This is a genomic window from Bdellovibrio sp. HM001, from assembly GCF_055397275.1.
The window spans coordinates 2,344,577-2,362,645 of sequence record NZ_AP029174.1 but is presented as its reverse complement, the minus strand read 5'-3'; the positions used below and the strand labels follow the sequence as shown (position 1 = coordinate 2,362,645).

Below are 18,069 nucleotides of genomic sequence, written 5' to 3'. Positions count from 1 at the left end.
CTTCCACCTGTGCCGAAATTTATACCTTTCCGATACAAATATGTGAGGTGAATCATGAACGTCGGCAGCAAAGCACAGATCACAAAATTTCTTCTGGTCGTATTGATGGCGGTGGCCCTGGGGGGCTGTGGGCTTGAGGCCTCCATCACCAGTTTGAACGAAGATGTCGTGACAGAATCTCAACGAGTGGAGCCTGATTTTGTGGCCTCGGAGGTTGTTACAACCAACAAAGGTGTGGTTGTTCGAGGTGCCTTTGGGGAGATTTCTGAAAAAAAGATCCTGTCTAATAACGTGGTCATTGAAGGGGCGTTCTATGAATAAATTCATTCATTGGTATGTCGTCGGTATCAGTGTGTTTTCTCTATCGACTTTTGCTGCCGGACCTTCACATAAAGGAATCAGTTTTCAGGGGGTGATCAGGCTTCCCAATGGCGACTATCCATCGGTTGCCGGAGTCACGGTGCGTGGCCTGGTGCTTTCATCGAACAACTGTATTTTGCGCGAGGAAGAGTTCAGCTCCGTCAATATCGTCAAGGGCTATATCAACCTGGTCATTGGCCAAGGGGTTGTGGATGGCGATGACCCTGGTTTGACGATGGCCGAAGTCATGGACAACACCAAAGTTCGTAATGGATTGAAGTGTATTGATGCAGGGGGAGTTCGTGTTAACGGAAGTTTCAATCCTTCCAGCAGCAGCGGGGTTCGCAAGTTTCGAATTGATTTGGCTGTTAATGGCATTCCCGTGCTTGCTGATTTTAATATGCGTGCGATGGCTTATGCGGTGAATTCAGAAACCTTGAACGGCAAGGCCGATAATGACTTCTTGCAGGTGGACACGGGCAAAGGAGTGACGCAAGTCAATTTGGAAATAGTCTTGGCGCAAACGACGAAGTTGGAGAATCTTTTGTCTCAGACCAATCCGGATGGAACTGTGAACGCAGCCAGTGCGCTGACGGCCGTGACCGCTCAGGGGCTTGATGCCAGCTACACTGTTCCCGTCACCCAAGGGGGGACCGGTGCTACAACAGCCTCAGGGGCTTTACAGAATCTACTTCCAAGTCAGGTCGGCAAAGCAAATCACTACCTGCAAACGGATGGGACCACCGCCTCCTGGCAACCCGTGGTTTCCAGTGGCGGGACGATAACAGAAGTGGCCGCCGGAGCCGGTTTGACCGGGGGGGCGACCACAGGAACGGCCACACTGGGTCTTGAGGAGTTAAATACCCAGGGCACTTACACCAAAGTGACGACCGACAAATATGGTCGTGTGACGACCGGGACGACCTTGGCTGACAGCGATATTCCGGCGCTGCCTGCGACCAAAATCACTTCAGGTACACTGACCGTTGATGTGCAAAGCACAAATGTGTCGGCGACAAATCTTGCCGGAAGCAATCTGAAGCTTTGGAACGGAACAAATTATTTAACCTTTACTTACCCTGTTGGCGGAGGCGGCTACAGTCTTGAATGGCCAGCGATGACGGATGCGGCAAACGCCAACATGGTTTTACAAACTGATGGCGCAGGGAAGTTGCAATGGGTGGCACTGCCTTCAGTCACCTCCTATGTTGCGGGCACAGGGCTGAATTTGACGGGAACAACTTTTTCCGTCAAATACGGATCCGGAGCGGGGGAGGCGGTGCAAGGCAATGATTCTCGCCTGACTGGCGCCTTCCAGTCAGCCACTGTCTTAGGTCAGGATCTTAGTGGAACTTTGCCAAATCCGAAAGTTGTGAAGATCAATGAAATCCCAGTGGCTAAAGCGCTAGCGACGGATGATCAAAAGTTTATGAAATACGTGGAGGGCACAGGTTGGGTTCCCCATTATGTGAAGCTTTCAGAGCTTAAAGACAGCTTGGGGACAGGTTCGGCTTTCAATGTTGCAAGTTGTACGGCCAGCCAAACAATGGGTTGGTCGTCGATCACAGACAAATTTGAGTGTCAGGATATTCAAATGAGTCTTGCGAGTGCGAATGTCACGGGAACTCTGCCTGTCGCCAAAGGTGGTACAGGTTTAAGTGCCGCAGGGACGGCCAATCAAATGCTGGGGGTGAATGCGGCGGGAAGTGCGTTGGAATATAAATCCATGCCTACGTGCGCAGCGAATCAGTATATCACCTTTAATGGCACCAGCTTTACTTGTGCGAACGATGCTGGGGCTTCAGGCACTGTGGCGTCGATCGGTTCTGGAACACCGGCTTTGACGTTCAGTTCATCCACGGGAACGATCACGGCAAATATTTCTGATGCAACAACAGCAGCCAAGGGTCTTGTACAATTGGCTGCAAGTGGTGGAACCACGGCGGGGACTGTGGTGCAGGCCACGGACGCTCGTTTGTCAGACTCTCGTGCTCCGTCCGGATCTGCAGGTGGGGATTTGACGGGCAATTATCCGAATCCGACACTGAAGGCGACAGGCACAGCCGGAACTTATACGAAAGTCACAACCGACGCTCAAGGTCGCGTGACCAGTGGGACTACTCTTGTGGCCACAGATATTCCGAATTTGGACTGGGCTAAAATCACTACTGGTAAGCCAACAACTCTGACGGGCTATGGGATCACGGACAGTTTGGTCAGTAATGGCGGTGGTGTGGGCAAAATCTCTTCAGGTCTGGATGCCTCTAAATCAGGATCGCCAGCGACCGGGGATTTATTTGTCGCGACGGATTCCAAAAAAGTTTACCGATATACTGGTGCTACTTGGGACATGATCAGCTCGGCCAGTGGAACGGGTGGAACTGTGACAACGATGTCTGTGGTTTCAGCAAATGGATTGGCGGGCAGCGTAGCTACTGCCACGACGACTCCAGCCATCACTCTGTCGACGACCGTGACTGGTATGGTGAAAGGAAATGGCACGGCTCTTTCTGCTGCGACTGCCGGCACTGACTACTCGGCGGGAACTTCTGCCTTGGCGACGGGTCTTTTAAAATCAACGACGGGTACAGGCGCACTTTCTACTGCGGTCTCTGCCGATGTCACTGCGGCATTGGGTTATACTCCGGTGAATAAAGCTGGTGACACCGTGACTGGGAATTTGACTTTCGATAACACCAAAGGATCTGCTTACAAGGGCACGTCCGCGAACACAGCCACTTTGACGGGACCGAATGCGGCGATTGCGACAAGTTATGTCCTGCGTCTGCCAGCAACACAAGGCACGGCTAATCAGGTGATGTCCGTGGATGGTTCCGGCAATTTAGGTTGGACAACATTGAGTTCGCTTGCAACATCCGGAACTGTGAACAACAGCAACTGGTCGGGGGCACCTTTATCCATCGCCAATGGTGGTACGGGTGCTACAACTCAAGCAGGCGCTGCAAATGCAGTCTTGCCACCACAATCCACCCATGCTGGTAAATACTTAACTACAAATGGAACGGATGTTTCCTGGGTGGCGGTTCCGACAGTCACTTACGGCACAACAGCTGGCACGGCTCTTCAGGGGAATCAAACCTTTGCGGGTGATGTGACGGGGGTTGTCGGTGCGATGAAAGTTGAAAAGCTGCAGAATCGCTCTGTGGCTGCAACGGTACCTACGAATGGACAGGTGCTAAAATGGAATAACGGAACTTCTACATGGGAGCCTTCCGCAGATGCTGATACCACTTACACAGCAGGAACTGGATTGTCGTTGGCTGGGACAGTCTTCAGCGTTGGGATCGTGCCATTGGCGAATGGCGGAACTGGGGCGACAACACAAGCCGGCGCTCAAACAGCTTTGGGGATTGGTACAGCGGGAACGAAAAACACCGGCACGATCTCAGGCACTGTGCCTTTGATTGGTGTGACGGGGATCACCGCTAACAGCATGTGTACCTCAGATGGGACAAGCTCATTGGTCTGTAACTCTCCGATCCCGACGGGTTCTCAATGGACGACTTCAGGAAGTAACATCTATTACAACACTGGTAACGTGGGGATTGGAACTGCGAGTCCGGCAAGCTCTTTGCAAGTATCTAAGAATGGAACTTCTAGAATCACGCTGTCAGACGCCAGTCAAGGAGCTGATTTAAAGCATTTTTCTATTAGCAACAACAGTCAGACTCTTCAACTGGGCGCCTATAATGATGCATTTACTATCTATACAGATTCAGTAACTATAAATCGCTCTGGAAACGTTGGTGTCAAGAATACTACCCCAGGTCGTGCTCTTGATGTTTCGAGTAATTCAAGTGGTTCTTACAGCAGTTCTAGCTCATCATACGCTAGTCCGGTGCCAAATGGTCTTTATCCTTCTCTGAGAGTAAAAGACAGTTCTTCAGGCGACAATAGGGGCGCTTATGTAGAGCTATTAGTAGCTAATTCATCGGGAAATGCTCAGAACGCATATATCGCAAGTATTTCCAACACAGGTGCCGGCGTTTATGCTCCTTCAATTGTATTTGGTCAGCAAACTGGTGCAACGGCATATAACGAAAGAATGCGTATCGATGCTTCCGGTAACGTTGGTATTGGTACGACGGGGCCGACAACAAAATTGGATGTTGCGGGTACAGTGAAAGCCACAGCCTTCCAAGGTGACGGATCTGGCTTGACGGGGGTTTCTGCCGCACCTGCGGGGGCCGACAAGCAAATTCAGTTTAACAACTCTGGTGTGATGTCTGGGGCCAGCAAACTTGTTTGGAACAATACGAACGCAGGACTCGGTGTTGGTTCCGGTTTTGACAACTCATCAAGCTATCCTCTTTATGTTGGCAGAGCATCTACTAACACTATAGTGGGTATTTCTAATGAGAGTGGCACGGATGTGGCCGGCAATACGGCCGAGATTGAATTCCGCCTAGCAGGAAATGATCGTGGTGGAATTAGAATGCGGACTATGAATACGGCTTCGGCCCAGTATGATATGTTGTTCTGGACCAAAGAGTCCGGATTTAATCTAGAGCGCATGAGAATTGCGAATAATGGAAACGTGGGTATAGGAACAGCAGCTCCTGCTTCCAAGCTTCAGGTTTCCGGAGCAATTAGCAACGTCGTCAACAGCATTATCACAACCTTTACCTGCGGAAGTACACAGCTTGATATGTCCACAAGTAACTTTGTTCGCCTATCACCTTCCAATGTAATTGCGGCGGGTGCTTGTGGGGTGCAGCTTACGAATCTGACGCCAGGGGCTAGTTATACCATAGTGGTGACCGGAAATGCCGCAACAAATGCTGTGACCTACAGCTTTACCCCTTATGCCGTCAAATACCTTCCGGGCAATGGTCCGACAACAGCAGGCAAAGATACGATTTATACGCTGTTGTACGACGGATCGACTGTCTATGTTACTTGGGCATCAGGGTACTAAAATGTTGAGGTCTCGTTTTTTTGTATTGCTGTTGCTCTTAGGGAGTGTCGGTCAGGCGTCGCCAACGATGCTGCCGTTGGTGGGGGTGATAGCGAACACTCAGGATCGATGCGCTTTACCCAGTCCTCCTCTGGGGATCACCTGTCCTGGTGGGTCCATCAGTTTGGGGGTCTTGCCAGAGATTATTGTTGGCACTGATACGACGATCGAGGGAAATAGCGGGAAAGTCAGATACATGGTCACTCCTTTAGCCCAAGAAAGTGCCTCGTCGATTACTTGGGGACCAGGGGGAGAAATTTCCGGAGCAGAGAGGATCACAAGTGCTTCGGTGCGATCAACTGAACTGGGTGATTGGAACATTCGAAAAATTGTGGCGGCCAAGGGAAGCCTGACAAATTACCCTGCGGCGAAATACTGTGATGACCTGGTTTTCGGAGGCTACAGTGATTGGTATCTGCCCAGTAAATCAGAAATGGCTTTCATATACTGTAAAGCTGTTCCTCAGACACATAACACTTTGTACCCTGCAGAAGATCCAAATTGTTCCTTGTATGGCGGTAAAGAAAGTATATTGACTGGTTTTGGTTACAATTATTGGACGTCCACGGAGTTTTCAAACAGCGCCGCTTGGATCCAAAGTATATCCGGCGGATTTCAAAATAATGGCTACTTAAAAACAGATGTCAGTGCCAGCAACAAGGTCCGCTGTATCAGGAGATACTAAGATGGGATTGCTTTTACAAAGCTTGTTTAGCCCATTGCTCTTGGGAAGTGTCGTTCAGGCGTCGCCGACGATGATGCCTTTGGTGGGAGTGATAGCGGTGAACCTCCCGGATCCCTGCATGGCTGCCAACCCAGCGATTGGGACTGTTTGTAAAGATGGCACGATCTGGCTCGGAGTGCTTCCGACCAGTATTAGTCATGCGGGAAATAATGGCGGTAAAACAAAGTATATGGTTGCACCCAAATCGACGGAGGTTTCTTTGCCGTGGAATGATGGAACCGCCAACTACGGTTCGTCAGGGGTGGAAGTGGTTACTTCTCTGACTGCTAAATCGACGGTTCTTGGAGATGCCAATACCGCGATCTTGGCAGCAGCAACAGCGCCGGGTGGCGGGACTTATAAAGCCGCGAAATACTGCAAAGACTTGAATTTTGCCGGGTACAATGACTGGTACCTGCCAAGTAAGTCAGAAATGGCCTATATCTATTGCAAATCAGAACAGAATGGTCACGACGTAGCATACCCACAAGAGGAACCGAACTGTGTCGGTTACGGTGGAAAAGAGAGTTTACTGAAGGATTTCTTTCCGGGTAGCACTGTATTTTATCAGTCCTCAACAGAGGTCACAGGCTACACTAAGTGGGTTCAACAGACAGTGAATGGGCAACAATTTCATAGCGCCGGTGGTAATAATAAGGATTGGCCTAATTACGTTCGTTGTATCCGCAGATTCTAATCCGACCTATGCTCGGTAGATATCTTCAAAAGAAATCTACCTCAATCCAAACAGCTTTTTAGACTTGATCAAATCACGAACGCCCGGGGGCACCAGTTGCTCCCATTTTGCGTCTCCGGCTTCGATCATCTTCATCACATCTATCGAATGCAAATACTCTCCGGTTTCATCGCAGCCGGAAATATCGACGATCTGCTGATTTTCGATAAAGTGCGCATAGATATGACGCAAGTGCGGGGAGGGGAAGAAGCTCTTCGCCGTCAGGCACAGGTTCGGTGTTTTGTGGGGATAGATATACAGTTTGGTCTTCTGCTCCAGCAGTTTTCCAAGACCTTCCAGCAGGCCGCCATCCAGATCCTTGTAGTGCTCTTCGGTGAAAAGCTTGTTCAGGTGGCTGGCACCCACAACCAAAGCCATGAAGTGCGGATTATAGCGACGGATAAAGCGCTTGAGTCCATAGAACAGGAAGAAGTTGGAAATCAGAACATGCAGACCCTGACTGGTTAAGGTTTCCACCCTGGCCAGGAAATCTTTTTCGTTCACATGCCCATCGGCAGTCAGATTGTGCATGGTCAGTTCCATCAAAGGCAGAACTTCCAGATCCTTACCTTCTGATTTCAACACATCGCCCTTGATCTGCTGCAAACCTTTTTGCAAAACATCCAAGTGGGTCACTGTGACCGGGCGGAAGGTGCCGCGCTGAATGAGCAGGGACTTGCCATAGACTGCGTCAGAAATATTCAGAATCTCATTTTGTGGAGAGAACAAGATCGCCTCTGCCAGTCCTCGACGAACCAGCTCCAGATTCATCAGGCGCATATCAAAATGCTTCACATCCGGCCCGTGGAACTTGATCACATCGATCACGATCTGATCGTCTTTAAGACCATCCACCAGATGCGTAATAAATTCTTCAGCTTCGAGCAGATGGTAAAAAGCGCAGTTCAAAAGATTGACGCCCAAAATGCCCAAAGCCTCTTGTTGTTGCAGGCGATGACGATCCAGCATGCGCACATGCAGGATGATATCATTGGAAGGGCCGCCGGGTTCGGTCTGAAAACGCACCCCCATCCAGCCATGGGACTGCTTGTTGCTGCCTGAAGACGCCGTTGCCACAGTGTTGGCGATGGCAAAGAAACGGGATTGCGGGCCTCGGGTGGGGCTTAAACGATCCACCAGAAGATCATACTCGTGCGTCAGCATCTTATTTAAGCGAGGCTCGCAGACATAACGGCCGTTTTTTTCGCGGCCATAGATGTCATCACTGACAATCATGTCGTAAGCGGAGATTGTTTTTGCAATTGTTTGAGACGCCTTGCCAGCTTGGAAGAAGTGACGGGCAACTTCTTGACCCGCACCGATTTCCGCAAACACACCATAGCGGCTGACATCCTGGTTGATTCTACGGGCTTTGCTCAGGGTGTTTTCAATGGAGTCAGACATTATTTCTTCTCGCCTTCGTTTTTATCAGCCTTCACCCAGCCGGTGATGGCAAGACTCATCGCTTTTTCAATAGGCATATCCAACGGAGTGATGCGCGAACGGGGCACCATCAGGGTGAATCCCCCCAAACCATAACTCATGGGAATATAAACGGCGATACGATCACCGGCGTTTTGTTCAATCGCAGGCACGTCTTTGAAGTTCTCGCGAGTCACAAGCCCCATGGCGCGAATGGTGGTTCCACCTTCGCTCAAGTCCACCAGTACAACTTTTTGCAGTCCGCCCGGACCGCCGCCTTTGGAGAAAAGATTCATCAGATCTCGCAGAGGACTGTAGATGGCTTTAATAAAAGGAACTTTGGTCAGTTTTTGTTCCAGCTTTTGGAAGATACCGCCAGCCAGAAGATTGTTCAGCATCAACCCCAAAAGCAGAATCAGGACGATCGTGATCAGGAAGCCTAGGCCGGGGATATAAACCGGAAGGATCTGGCGAAGGGCGTCCCCAAGGAAGCTGTCCACAATTGCGACGCCGGCATAAATAATATAGATCGTCAGCGCAATTGGCAAAAATGTAACGAGGCCCTGCAAGAAGATCTTCTGGAGTTGTTTCATACCTAGATGTCCTGTTCTTTAATGCCTATCGGCAACAAATAGATATCAGCTAAGTCGAAACGCAGCAAGTTCTGACGCTGTCTCACGGTGAGACGAATAATAAAAAATAATTTGTCTAAATCCACCTCGACTTCTGGCCGAAGAGTTCTCTGAAATGAAAAAGGAGAACCGGTGAAGCCGATTCTAAGATCTTTATTTCTGACGGTGACTTTGGTGGGGTGGACCGCGGGGGCTCAGGACGCTCCTGAGGCTGTTCCTGGCGAATATCTCATCAAGTTTAAGGCTTCTTCGGGGGGGCCGGCCTTGGCGCAGTCCAAGTTGCAGGGGAAGGCCAATCTGAAATCCACATTTCCGGGTTTGGGCATCTTTCAGGTTTCCATGAAGGTGGCTGCGGATGTTGAAGAGCTCAAAAAAGATCCGGATGTCGAGTACATTGAACCGAACTATATTCTGAAAAAGAGTGAAGTCGAGCCTAACGGCCCGGTAGAGCGTCTTTCCTATGAAGACGCCGTCGCCTCGGGGTATGCGTCGAGCAATCCGACGATTTATTCTCAATCCTCTGCAGACACGCGTGTGTCTGAATCCTGGGCTTATCAAAAGCCTCTTTCTGCCACAGGCAAGATCATCGTGGCCGTTGTCGATACCGGCCTGGATAAAAATCACGACGTGTTTAAGCCCGTCAGTGAGGGGGGAACCGGGGCCCTTTGGCGCAATGAAATTGAAGCCAATGGACGTCCGGGCGTGGATGATGACCAGAATGGCTATGTCGACGACATCAATGGCTGGAACTTCATCAGCAACACAGCCAACTTCTATGATGATGACGATCACGGCACTCACGTCGCCGGAGTTGTCGTCGGCGCAGGATTGAACATTTTTGCGCGTCCCTTGGATGAATCAAAAATTGAAGTCATGCCGCTGAAGTTTCTGGCCAAAGGCGGTGCCGGCTCGACGGCCAATGCGATACGCGCCATCTACTATGCTGTGAACAATGGTGCACGCGTGATCAATAACTCCTGGGGTGGGTCTGGTTACAGCCATTCCTTACAGGATGCGATTGCCTACGCTTATGAACGACATGTGCTGGTGGTTTCCGCTGCCGGTAACTATGGCAGCAACAATGACACCAGCCCGATGTACCCTGCCAGCTACGATGTTCCCAGTAACATCGCGGTAGCTTCGACAAGTCGCTGGGATGATCGTTCGGGCTTCTCGAACTATGGCAGCTATTCAGTGCATATTGGCAGTCCGGGAGAATACATCGAAAGTACCGTTCCTGGTAACGCCACCATGAAAATGTCCGGAACCAGTATGGCAGCGCCTTTGGTGGCAGGCATGGCGGCGTTGGCGATGCGTGAGGCCCCTAGTTTGTCCGGTTATCAAATCAAGCAACTTGTGATGAGCTCTGCGGATCAGGTGAACAGTTTGAATGGCGTGGTGTCCTCCAAGGCGCGTGTGGATGCGGTGACTTTGATGAGTGCTGCACAAAATATGGCGACGGCGGCGGCTTCTCAGCCTGTTTATAAGTCGGCAGATCGTTCACCAGCAGCCGAGGCAGCCTCTGCCGCTGGTGGATGTGGTCTGGTTCAAAGCGTGATTAAACAGGGTCCTGGCAGCGGGTCTGGTGGTGGCTCTTCAGGGGGCGGTACTGCCGGAGTGGTGGTGGGTCTGTTGCTGATTCCGCTGATCCTTTGGCAGGTTCTGCGCGCCCGAGATCCGAAGTCGCGCAGGAAGTATGAACGCTTTAAGATGAGTTCTGAGATCCGTGTTCAGGTCGGTGACCGTGAGTTGGTCGGCGCGGTGAATACGATTTCCGAAGGAGGATTGTCCTTCAACACCGACCAGGCTTTGGAAAAAGGCGGACTGGTTACCATGCGAATTCAAAGCCCGGATGGTCACGAGGTCATCGAGGTGCAGGGTCAGGTCGTCTGGTGCGAGGCAAACAAAGCCTACGGTGTTCAGTTCGCCAATGCGCGACAGGGCACTTTGGCCATGATCCGCGATTGGACCGCCGGGATGATGAAGTCCTGACAGTAGTAAATTAAAGAAGTTCTAAAAAAAACGGCCGTGAGACAAGAACTCGCGGCCGTTTCTATTTTTACGGTATTCTCCGGAACAGAATAATTACAATCCAAAGCGGACCCTTGGAAGGGATAGATCGTGCTTGGTAAGACAAGGCCACTTTAAAACAAAAAAAAGGGGAGGCCCATGAAAGCGATCGTTTCCGGATTGATTATGATGTTAGTGACCTCAACGGGTTTTGCGGCGGTGACCGCAAAGGATGTTGCCAAATGCCAGATGTTCGCAGAGGGTTTTGCCCAAGGCGTTTATTCCGCAAATACTTCCGGCATCCAGGGGCATGAGTGGGACAGTTCGCTTGAATCCTTCACAGTGAATAACGGCGACAATTCCATTGACTATAAAGTGGTCGTCAGCGGCGGCAATGATGAGGGTGAAAGCTGGGATGTCTTCTATCTGATCACAGTGGCTGCCAAAGGGTGCCACCTGATTTCTTACGATGAAGTTAAGTAGTCAAAGAATAGGATTTTCTGCGTTTAAAGGCCAAAGAACTTAAACACGCGTTCGGCCAGCAGGAACTCGTCTTGCAGATCCAGAGGGTCCTCGGGCAGATGCCAGACGGCCTCTTTGGAGGCTTTGTGCAGCCCGGACAGTCGAGTCTGGGCCTGCTTCCAGAAAAGCGTCTGCCACTGTTGATTGGTGTTGTGAATGAAAAGATCACTTAGTTCCAGCGCTCTTTTCGTCGCCGCCTTCACCAGGGGTTTATTTCCAGGCAGGATATAATTCACCGCAGATTCGATGTCTTCGGTGTGAACCATTTCCAAAAGTAAGTACGTTGCAGTCAGCAGGGCATACAGGTACTGCCGGTATTCTTGTGGCGGAAGCTGAGACCATTTATCCACACCGCCAGGGCGATAGATGGCACGAACCTGTTCAAATGAATTTGAAACTCTTGTGCCCAGCTCATCTCCCAGGGCCAGATCCAAAGTGACCACCAGGCTTTCTGCAAAGTTCAAATAACGACAGAAGTCCCTCTGTTTTTTCGGAGCCGGCGGCAGCAGACGCCACAAGATACGGTGATTTTGTTCGTGAAACACCGAGATCTCGCTGTAAGCCATCAGGGACTTGACGGCCGCCTCGGGATCAGCAACCTCGGCCGCATGATCTTTGAACCAGAGTATTTCACTTAAGATGGGGCTGTATTCGATAGAGTCTTTAAACAGATCCTGAGCACTTAAGGAGCGCATGGTGGAGCAGACCTTCGCGCTGTATTTTCCATCCAGAGATAGATACAGCTGGCGACTTCGCTGGTACAGACTGCTGGCCTTGAGCAGTTGAGCATCGAAAGGATATTCTTCCAGGGTCACCGCATCGAATTTCTTCGAAGTCGGAAGCGCGAATAGAAAAGAGATGTGCTTCAGATAATTTTGCACGGTCGCATTTTTCTTCATATCAGAAACCTACAGCAGAATGCCACTGAGGAAGAACGAAGCCACCGTGAAGTAAATCACAAGACCCGTAACGTCCACCAGTGTCGCAACGGCCGGAGCCGAAGCCGAAGCGGGGTCAAAGCCCACCTTCTTCAGAACAAAAGGCAACATCGAGCCGGAAATGGTTCCCCACAACACAACCCCCACCACGCTCGCGGCGACAGTCATGCCCACTTGCATGTAGTGAACCGTATACAGACTTTCGCGGTTCGGCCACAACATGATACGAATAAAGCCGATCATTCCCAGCACCAGACCCAGGCAGGCCCCGGTGAGGATTTCACGACCTAAAACGCGCCACCAGTCGCGCAGACGCACCTCGCGCAGAGCGATGGCACGAATGATCAAAGTGGACGCCTGAGAGCCCGAGTTACCACCTGAGCTGATAATCAGCGGAATGAACATGGAAAGAACCACGGCCTTGGACAGTTCGTCCTCGAAGAAGGCCATTGCAGTCGCTGTAAACATTTCCCCAAGGAAAAGAATCATCAGCCAGCCACCGCGCTTTTTTAACATCTCCAGCATGGAGATTTTCAAATACGGTGCATCCAGGGATTCAACACCCCCGATTTTGTGGATATCTTCGGTCGCTTCTTCCTGAATGGCTGTCGCCACGTCATCGAAGGTGACGATACCTTTCATGATGCCGTTTTCATCGACAACCGGGACCGCCATCAGCTCCTGTTGAGAGAAAATACGACCGATTTGTTCCTGGTCCATCTCAACTGGAACCTTCAACACGTCGGTGTGCATGATCTCGGCAATTTTCTTTTCCGGCGAGGACTGGAACAATTCGCGGAAAGAAACCACACCAAGAAGTTTTTGTTCTGAATCCAGAACGTAAGCATAGTAAATCGTTTCAACGTGGGTCTTGGCTTGAATACGAATGTAGCTGATGGCCTCATCCACGCTCATATCCGGGCGCAGGCGAACAAAGCGGGAGCTCATCAAGCCCCCAGCGGCGTCCTCAGCATAGGCGAGCAGGGCTGTGACCTCACGCTTGGTTTGCGGGTCCAGCAGAGACAGAATGTCCTCGCGGCTGTCATGTCCCATTTCCTGAATCAAGTCGGCCACGTCATCGGGTGCGAGCAGGCGAATCCAGGACCTTTTTTCGAGGTGCGTTGCCTCCTCGATCAATTCGGCCTGGTCGTGGGTCTTGAGACTGAGGAAAAGTTCTTCCGCCTCGGTGCGAGGCAGTTCTTTGAATTTCTCACGACGTTCGCCAGGACTAAGGGCGGACCAACTGTCCGAAAGAGACATCACAGTGTCTTGTTCTTGGACGTCTTCATGGCTGTGGTTTTCGTTGTTGTCCATGGGCCCCACCTGGTTGAAAAACGGATATCGCTGTCCCGATCAAATACCCTCTAACATCGGCTGGAGCAAACTTATTCTTTAGAAGCCGTTTCAAAACCCTCAGACTTGGCGTTGCGGCGTCGTCGGCGTGCGGATCGCACGCCTTGGAAGAACGCGATAGTTTGGGCCTAGACTAATTCGGTGTTTTTGAAACGGGGAAGGACTTCCGCTGTCGGCCCCAGGGCGACAATTTCCCCATTCTGTAACCATAAAATTCGATCACATTTAGCCAGAGTCGACAGGCGGTGCGCGATAATAATCTGTGTTCTGTCAGAGAAGAACTCTTCCGTGGCGCGAACCATGATTTCTTCGGACTGCGGGTCCACGGAACTGGTCGCCTCGTCCATGATCACTATCGGGGCCTGTTGCAAAAGACAGCGGGCCATACATAGAAGCTGGCGTTCGCCCAGGGACAGGTTTTTGCCGCGCTCTTCAATGCGCATATCCAGTCCTCCGGGTTGACTTAAGACCCAGTCTCGTAAACCGACTTGCTCCAAAACAGAAAGAAGTTTTTCCTCGGAAATTTGACCGTCGATGTCCAGGTTAAAGCGCAGGGTTCCCTGGAAAAGGATCGGTTCCTGCGCGATAAACGCCATGGACTTTCTATACAGGTTCAGATCCACGCCGGAGACCTGCTCTGAAAGCTTGGGGAGGTGATTGTTGATGGAAATCTGTCCTTTGTCGATCGGGTAAAGATAAAACAGTGCCTGAATTAAACTGGATTTGCCGGACCCGGTGCGTCCCACAATACCCAAGCGCTCTCCAGCGTGCACTTCAAAGTGAACACCCTTCAGAACCCATGGCAGGTCTTCGCGATAGCGGAACCACACGTCCTGCACCTGAACAGATGCATTGCGGTCTTCGGTCAGACGACGGTTTGCCAGATACTTTTCAACGGAGGGAGAGTAGGTCGGATGTCCTGTGGCAAAGGTGGCGGATGAGGGCAGCAGCGAGCCGCGCTCGATATCCATGCGCATGTACTGATCCAATCGTTCGACGCCGATCATGGCTTCTTCAAATTGCGTCAACCATTCAAAGAACATCTGCACGGTGTTGCCGGAAAGTGCAATAAAGGCAAAGGCCACCCCGACGGACCCCACAGTGGCCCAACCCTTTTCCACCATGAAGTAGGCGGAAACGCCGGTGATAAGCAGAAGGAAGGCTGTCAGGCTGTTCATTTGCAATGAAAAGCTCAGAAGACTTTTTGTGGTGTTCAATTTTTGCGTCAGGAAATATCGATCCAGACGCTCGAAGCGTTCACTAAAGGATTTTTGCCGGCGGAAGGAACGAATGGTGCTGGCACCCTGTGTGGTTTCAGCAAAGTGCGCAATGCTGGGTGAGCGACTGGCAGATAGCTCCCGGCGGGCCGTGCGCAATTTTTCCTGATTCAGCTTATAGACCAGATAGTTCATGATGGCGATAAAGACCACGAAGACCAGATACACAGGATTGGCCAAGGTAATCAGTGCCACCATCATCATCAGATCGAAAATAATTGAAATGAACTCGGCCAAGGGGCCGCCGAAAAGACGGAAGACGTTGCCGTAATCGCTGGAAAAGCGGGTGATAATGCGGCCTGCAGGAGTGTTGTCGAAAAAACTCATCGGCAGGCGAGAAGTGCGTAACGTCACTTCGTCATAGAACGAGGAAATAGCCTGGGCTGACAACCGCGAAAAGCTGACCCGGAAGGATAAGGTCAGCACGAAGCCCGTCAAGGCCATGCCTGTCAGCAGGGCAATGATCTGACCGGAAGTCATTCCAGTCAGAATGTTTTCTTTCCCGGTGATCGTGTCCACCCAGTAACCGATGATATTGGTGTTGGCCAGCAGCAGCCCGCGCCCGACAATTCCCAGGCACAGACAAACGATGATGCGGACCAGGAACGGCTGGTAGGCGTACTTCAGTGTGGCGTAGATGGTCTTGTTGTATCCGCCGCCTTTTTTGGTGTCGCCATCAGAAAGATATTTGGGGTTGATCGGTGCATTAGACATGTGTCACCTCCGCTTTTTTGTCTGCGGCCTCTTTGGCGACACTCGTGGTGTAGGCTCGGAACTTTTCATTGCGTGCCAGAAGTTCTTCAAACGTGCCAGAATCAATGATCTGTCCTTCTTCCATGAACAAAATGCGATCCACACGGTTTAAGGCACTCAGTCGGTGAGTGACCAGAAGGCGCGTGCGGTCTGCCCAGGCACCTAATAACAACTGCTCAAAAAGTTTTTGTTCGGTGTCGACATCCACGGCACTGAGGCAGTCATCCAGCAGCATGATGGGAGCTTCGTGATAGTGAACGCGGGCCAGACCGACACGTTGTCTTTGACCTCCTGAAAGATTCACGCCCCGCTCGCCGATCTCGGTATTCAAACCTTTTTCCACCCGTTCGGTGTTCAGATCAAATTGCGCCAGACGCAGAGACTCTTCCACCATTGGGTCACGCTCGGCCTCAATGTCATAGATGAAGGCCACGTTTTCGCGCAAGGTCGCGTTCATGATAAAACCTTCCTGTGGGACATACGCAAAGTGAGATCGCACCTCATCGACGGAAACTTTTTGTGCGTCCTTTCCTGCCAGATGATAGAAGTCAAAGCGGGCCCCGGTTTCTTTCAGCAATGATAAAAGCAGCATGGATTTTCCGGCGCCAACCTCGCCAACAACCGCCACAAACTCTCCGTTTTTGATATCCAGGGACACATTGCGAAGAATGCGGCGTTGGGACACAGTCAGGTTCAAGCCGCGCACTTGCAAAGCATATTCTTCCTGTCCTTGCGGAAGTGGAGTCCCTGCTGAACGGTCTTCAGTTGTGTTGTTCTGGGTCGAAAAATAGTCTTCCAGGCGGCGCAGGGAGGTCCAGGAATCAAATGCGAACGTAAAGAACCAGGGCATTTGCCGGAACGGTCGGGTTAGAAAAACTCCGACAATCCATAGCAGGGCCAGAAGCTCGCCACTGGTTAATTGATGATTGGAGTAGAACACCAAAGTCGCCAATGCCACCGCATTCAGAAAGAAAGTGATGGATGTTGAAATGGAGTTCATCACTTGACCGTTGGTGACCATGGAAACGCGGTTGCGGGTTTCCACGATACGCTTGGCGAAGATGTTTTTTTCAAAGTGTTGGGTCCAGCTCAGGATGCGAATGGTGCGGATGTTCTGGATCCATTCGTTCACCAGGCCGATACGCTCTGCCGCCAGTTGTTTGAAGTTAAAAAAGAACTTGGACTGTCGGAAGGCCAGGAATGTGTTCAGGCAGGAAATCGCCAGCATCAGCAAGATGGTCGGCCAAAGCGGAACATCAAAAAGCAAAGAGATTGCGAAAGGTGAAAGAATCAAAGGGAACAGCATAGAGGCGCCCGCGGGCAAAGTCTGATCCAGAAAAACGGTGGCGCCCTGAACGTCCGTGGCATACAAAGAAACGATTTCACCCACGGGGCGGCCGCTCATTGTGTCGACCTGCAGGTGCAGGGTTTTGTCATAAAGTCTTTTGGCGAAGACCTTTTGCATATAAAGCGCTTCGCGCACGCTCAGGAAGTTTGTCAGTTGAGTGAAGGCTTGGGCCAGCAGAACACAGAAAAAAGCGCCGATGATGTAAGTTAATGTGTGATCAAACTGGATAAAGTGAAGTCGGCTTTCAACGCCGGTCAGCTGATCGATGAACTCTTTTTGGAAAAAAGGCCCCAGCAAGCCCAGCACCGCGGCAATCAGCGAGCACACCAAAACGGTGATTCGCGCATGCAGACGGGTGAAAACAACTTCAGTAAAAAGAGACTTCATGATGCATCGTTCCTAAACCATCCGGTCAAACTGAGCCGGTGTGAATGACTTTTCTCCACTTGGTGCGGGAAAAGTTCGCTGCGGAATAAAACAAAGGTGCCAAGGCGAGGTTCAATCTGTGTGATAAGCTGATTTTCGTCGTCAGGCTCATACAAGCTGAGTTCGCCACCATCGCCCTTTTTCCAGTCTGGGTTAAGATAAAGAACAAAGGTTATTCTTCTCGCACCCGAACCACGATGGTTGTCAATATGCTTATCATAACCTCCGCCCGGAGGATACAGTGCAAAGTGAGATTCAAATCTTTTGAGACCTAAATAAAAAAACTGATTGAGTTTCGATTTTAAAAGCTCCATCTGATCGAGGAAGCTTTGTTGCAGCTCCGAGGCGGTGTTTTCCTCCAGCCACAGAGTGAAGTCGCCGCGGATTTCGGCGTTGATCGTTTTGCTGCCTGCATGCCCGATGGAGGCTTTGGTCAGCTCTCCTTCGTGGCGCAGGCGATGACACTCTTGGGCGAGCGCCATGCAGAATTCAGAGGGAAAAATGTCGTTTGCTGTGGCCCAGTTATCCTGGGCCAGAGACTCCAACATTCTATCCAGATTTATGAGATTGATTTGATTCTGTTCCAAAGT

At 50.9% G+C, this 18,069-nt stretch carries 13 protein-coding genes; 6 read left to right on the top strand and 7 right to left on the bottom strand.

Features of this window, described 5'->3' with window-relative positions; translation table 11 throughout:
• The first annotated feature begins 54 nt into the window (after positions 1-54).
• The 4 genes from ACZ5ZZ_RS11200 to ACZ5ZZ_RS11185 are packed head-to-tail and all read left to right on the top strand — an operon-like array spanning position 55 to position 6,759.
• Positions 55-321 carry a hypothetical protein gene (locus ACZ5ZZ_RS11200; protein ID WP_464139407.1) on the top strand — a complete coding sequence of 89 codons (267 nt, stop codon included), beginning with the start codon at positions 55-57 and terminating at the stop codon, positions 319-321.
• Positions 314-5,299: a beta strand repeat-containing protein gene (locus ACZ5ZZ_RS11195; protein ID WP_464139405.1), complete on the top strand. Its 4,986-nt coding sequence runs from the start codon at positions 314-316 to the stop codon at positions 5,297-5,299. The genes ACZ5ZZ_RS11200 and ACZ5ZZ_RS11195 overlap by 8 nt, the downstream gene beginning before the upstream one ends.
• A gap of 1 nt (position 5,300) precedes the next feature.
• Positions 5,301-6,023, top strand: coding sequence for an Lcl domain-containing protein (locus ACZ5ZZ_RS11190; protein ID WP_464139403.1), 723 nt, complete (start codon positions 5,301-5,303; stop codon positions 6,021-6,023).
• 1 nt (position 6,024) lies between these two features.
• Positions 6,025-6,759 (top strand): Lcl domain-containing protein, encoded by a 735-nt coding sequence (locus ACZ5ZZ_RS11185; RefSeq protein ID WP_464139401.1) that lies wholly within the window; start codon positions 6,025-6,027, stop codon positions 6,757-6,759.
• Positions 6,760-6,795: 36 nt separating this feature from the next.
• On the opposite strand, the gene ACZ5ZZ_RS11180 is transcribed toward ACZ5ZZ_RS11185, so the two are convergent.
• Both ACZ5ZZ_RS11180 and ACZ5ZZ_RS11175 read right to left on the bottom strand, forming a co-directional pair.
• Positions 6,796-8,202, bottom strand: a complete 1,407-nt coding sequence (locus ACZ5ZZ_RS11180) for a hypothetical protein (RefSeq protein WP_464139399.1) — start codon at positions 8,200-8,202, stop codon at positions 6,796-6,798.
• Positions 8,202-8,813, bottom strand: coding sequence for a DUF502 domain-containing protein (locus ACZ5ZZ_RS11175; RefSeq protein ID WP_464120670.1), 612 nt, complete (start codon positions 8,811-8,813; stop codon positions 8,202-8,204). Before ACZ5ZZ_RS11175 ends, ACZ5ZZ_RS11180 begins: the two co-directional genes overlap by 1 nt.
• A 171-nt stretch (positions 8,814-8,984) precedes the next feature.
• Here ACZ5ZZ_RS11175 and ACZ5ZZ_RS11170 point away from each other — a divergent pair, with 171 nt between their 5' ends.
• Together ACZ5ZZ_RS11170 and ACZ5ZZ_RS11165 are read left to right on the top strand one after the other, a co-directional pair.
• Positions 8,985-10,844 (top strand): S8 family serine peptidase, encoded by a 1,860-nt coding sequence (locus tag ACZ5ZZ_RS11170; RefSeq protein ID WP_464139397.1) that lies wholly within the window; start codon positions 8,985-8,987, stop codon positions 10,842-10,844.
• Positions 10,845-11,021: 177 nt separating this feature from the next.
• Positions 11,022-11,345: a hypothetical protein gene (locus ACZ5ZZ_RS11165; RefSeq protein ID WP_464120672.1), complete on the top strand. Its 324-nt coding sequence runs from the start codon at positions 11,022-11,024 to the stop codon at positions 11,343-11,345.
• 23 nt (positions 11,346-11,368) lie between these two features.
• Here the strand turns inward: ACZ5ZZ_RS11165 and ACZ5ZZ_RS11160 are convergent, their stop codons facing one another.
• The 5 genes from ACZ5ZZ_RS11160 to ACZ5ZZ_RS11140 form a co-directional block, all read right to left on the bottom strand.
• The gene (locus ACZ5ZZ_RS11160; RefSeq protein WP_464139395.1) at positions 11,369-12,283 is read right to left on the bottom strand and encodes a hypothetical protein; all 915 of its coding nucleotides are present in this window, start codon (positions 12,281-12,283) and stop codon (positions 11,369-11,371) included.
• A gap of 9 nt (positions 12,284-12,292) precedes the next feature.
• Positions 12,293-13,636 carry a magnesium transporter gene (gene mgtE / locus ACZ5ZZ_RS11155; RefSeq protein WP_464120674.1) on the bottom strand — a complete coding sequence of 448 codons (1,344 nt, stop codon included), beginning with the start codon at positions 13,634-13,636 and terminating at the stop codon, positions 12,293-12,295.
• A 167-nt stretch (positions 13,637-13,803) separates the two neighbouring features.
• Entirely contained in the window at positions 13,804-15,666 is a 1,863-nt protein-coding gene (locus tag ACZ5ZZ_RS11150; RefSeq protein ID WP_464120675.1) for an ABC transporter ATP-binding protein, read from the bottom strand.
• Positions 15,659-17,440: an ABC transporter ATP-binding protein gene (locus ACZ5ZZ_RS11145; protein WP_464139393.1), complete on the bottom strand. Its 1,782-nt coding sequence runs from the start codon at positions 17,438-17,440 to the stop codon at positions 15,659-15,661. The genes ACZ5ZZ_RS11150 and ACZ5ZZ_RS11145 overlap by 8 nt, the downstream gene beginning before the upstream one ends.
• Complete coding sequence (locus ACZ5ZZ_RS11140) at positions 17,437-18,066, bottom strand: 2OG-Fe(II) oxygenase (protein ID WP_464139391.1); 630 nt, start codon at positions 18,064-18,066, stop codon at positions 17,437-17,439. Before ACZ5ZZ_RS11140 ends, ACZ5ZZ_RS11145 begins: the two co-directional genes overlap by 4 nt.
• Positions 18,067-18,069 lie beyond the last annotated feature (3 nt).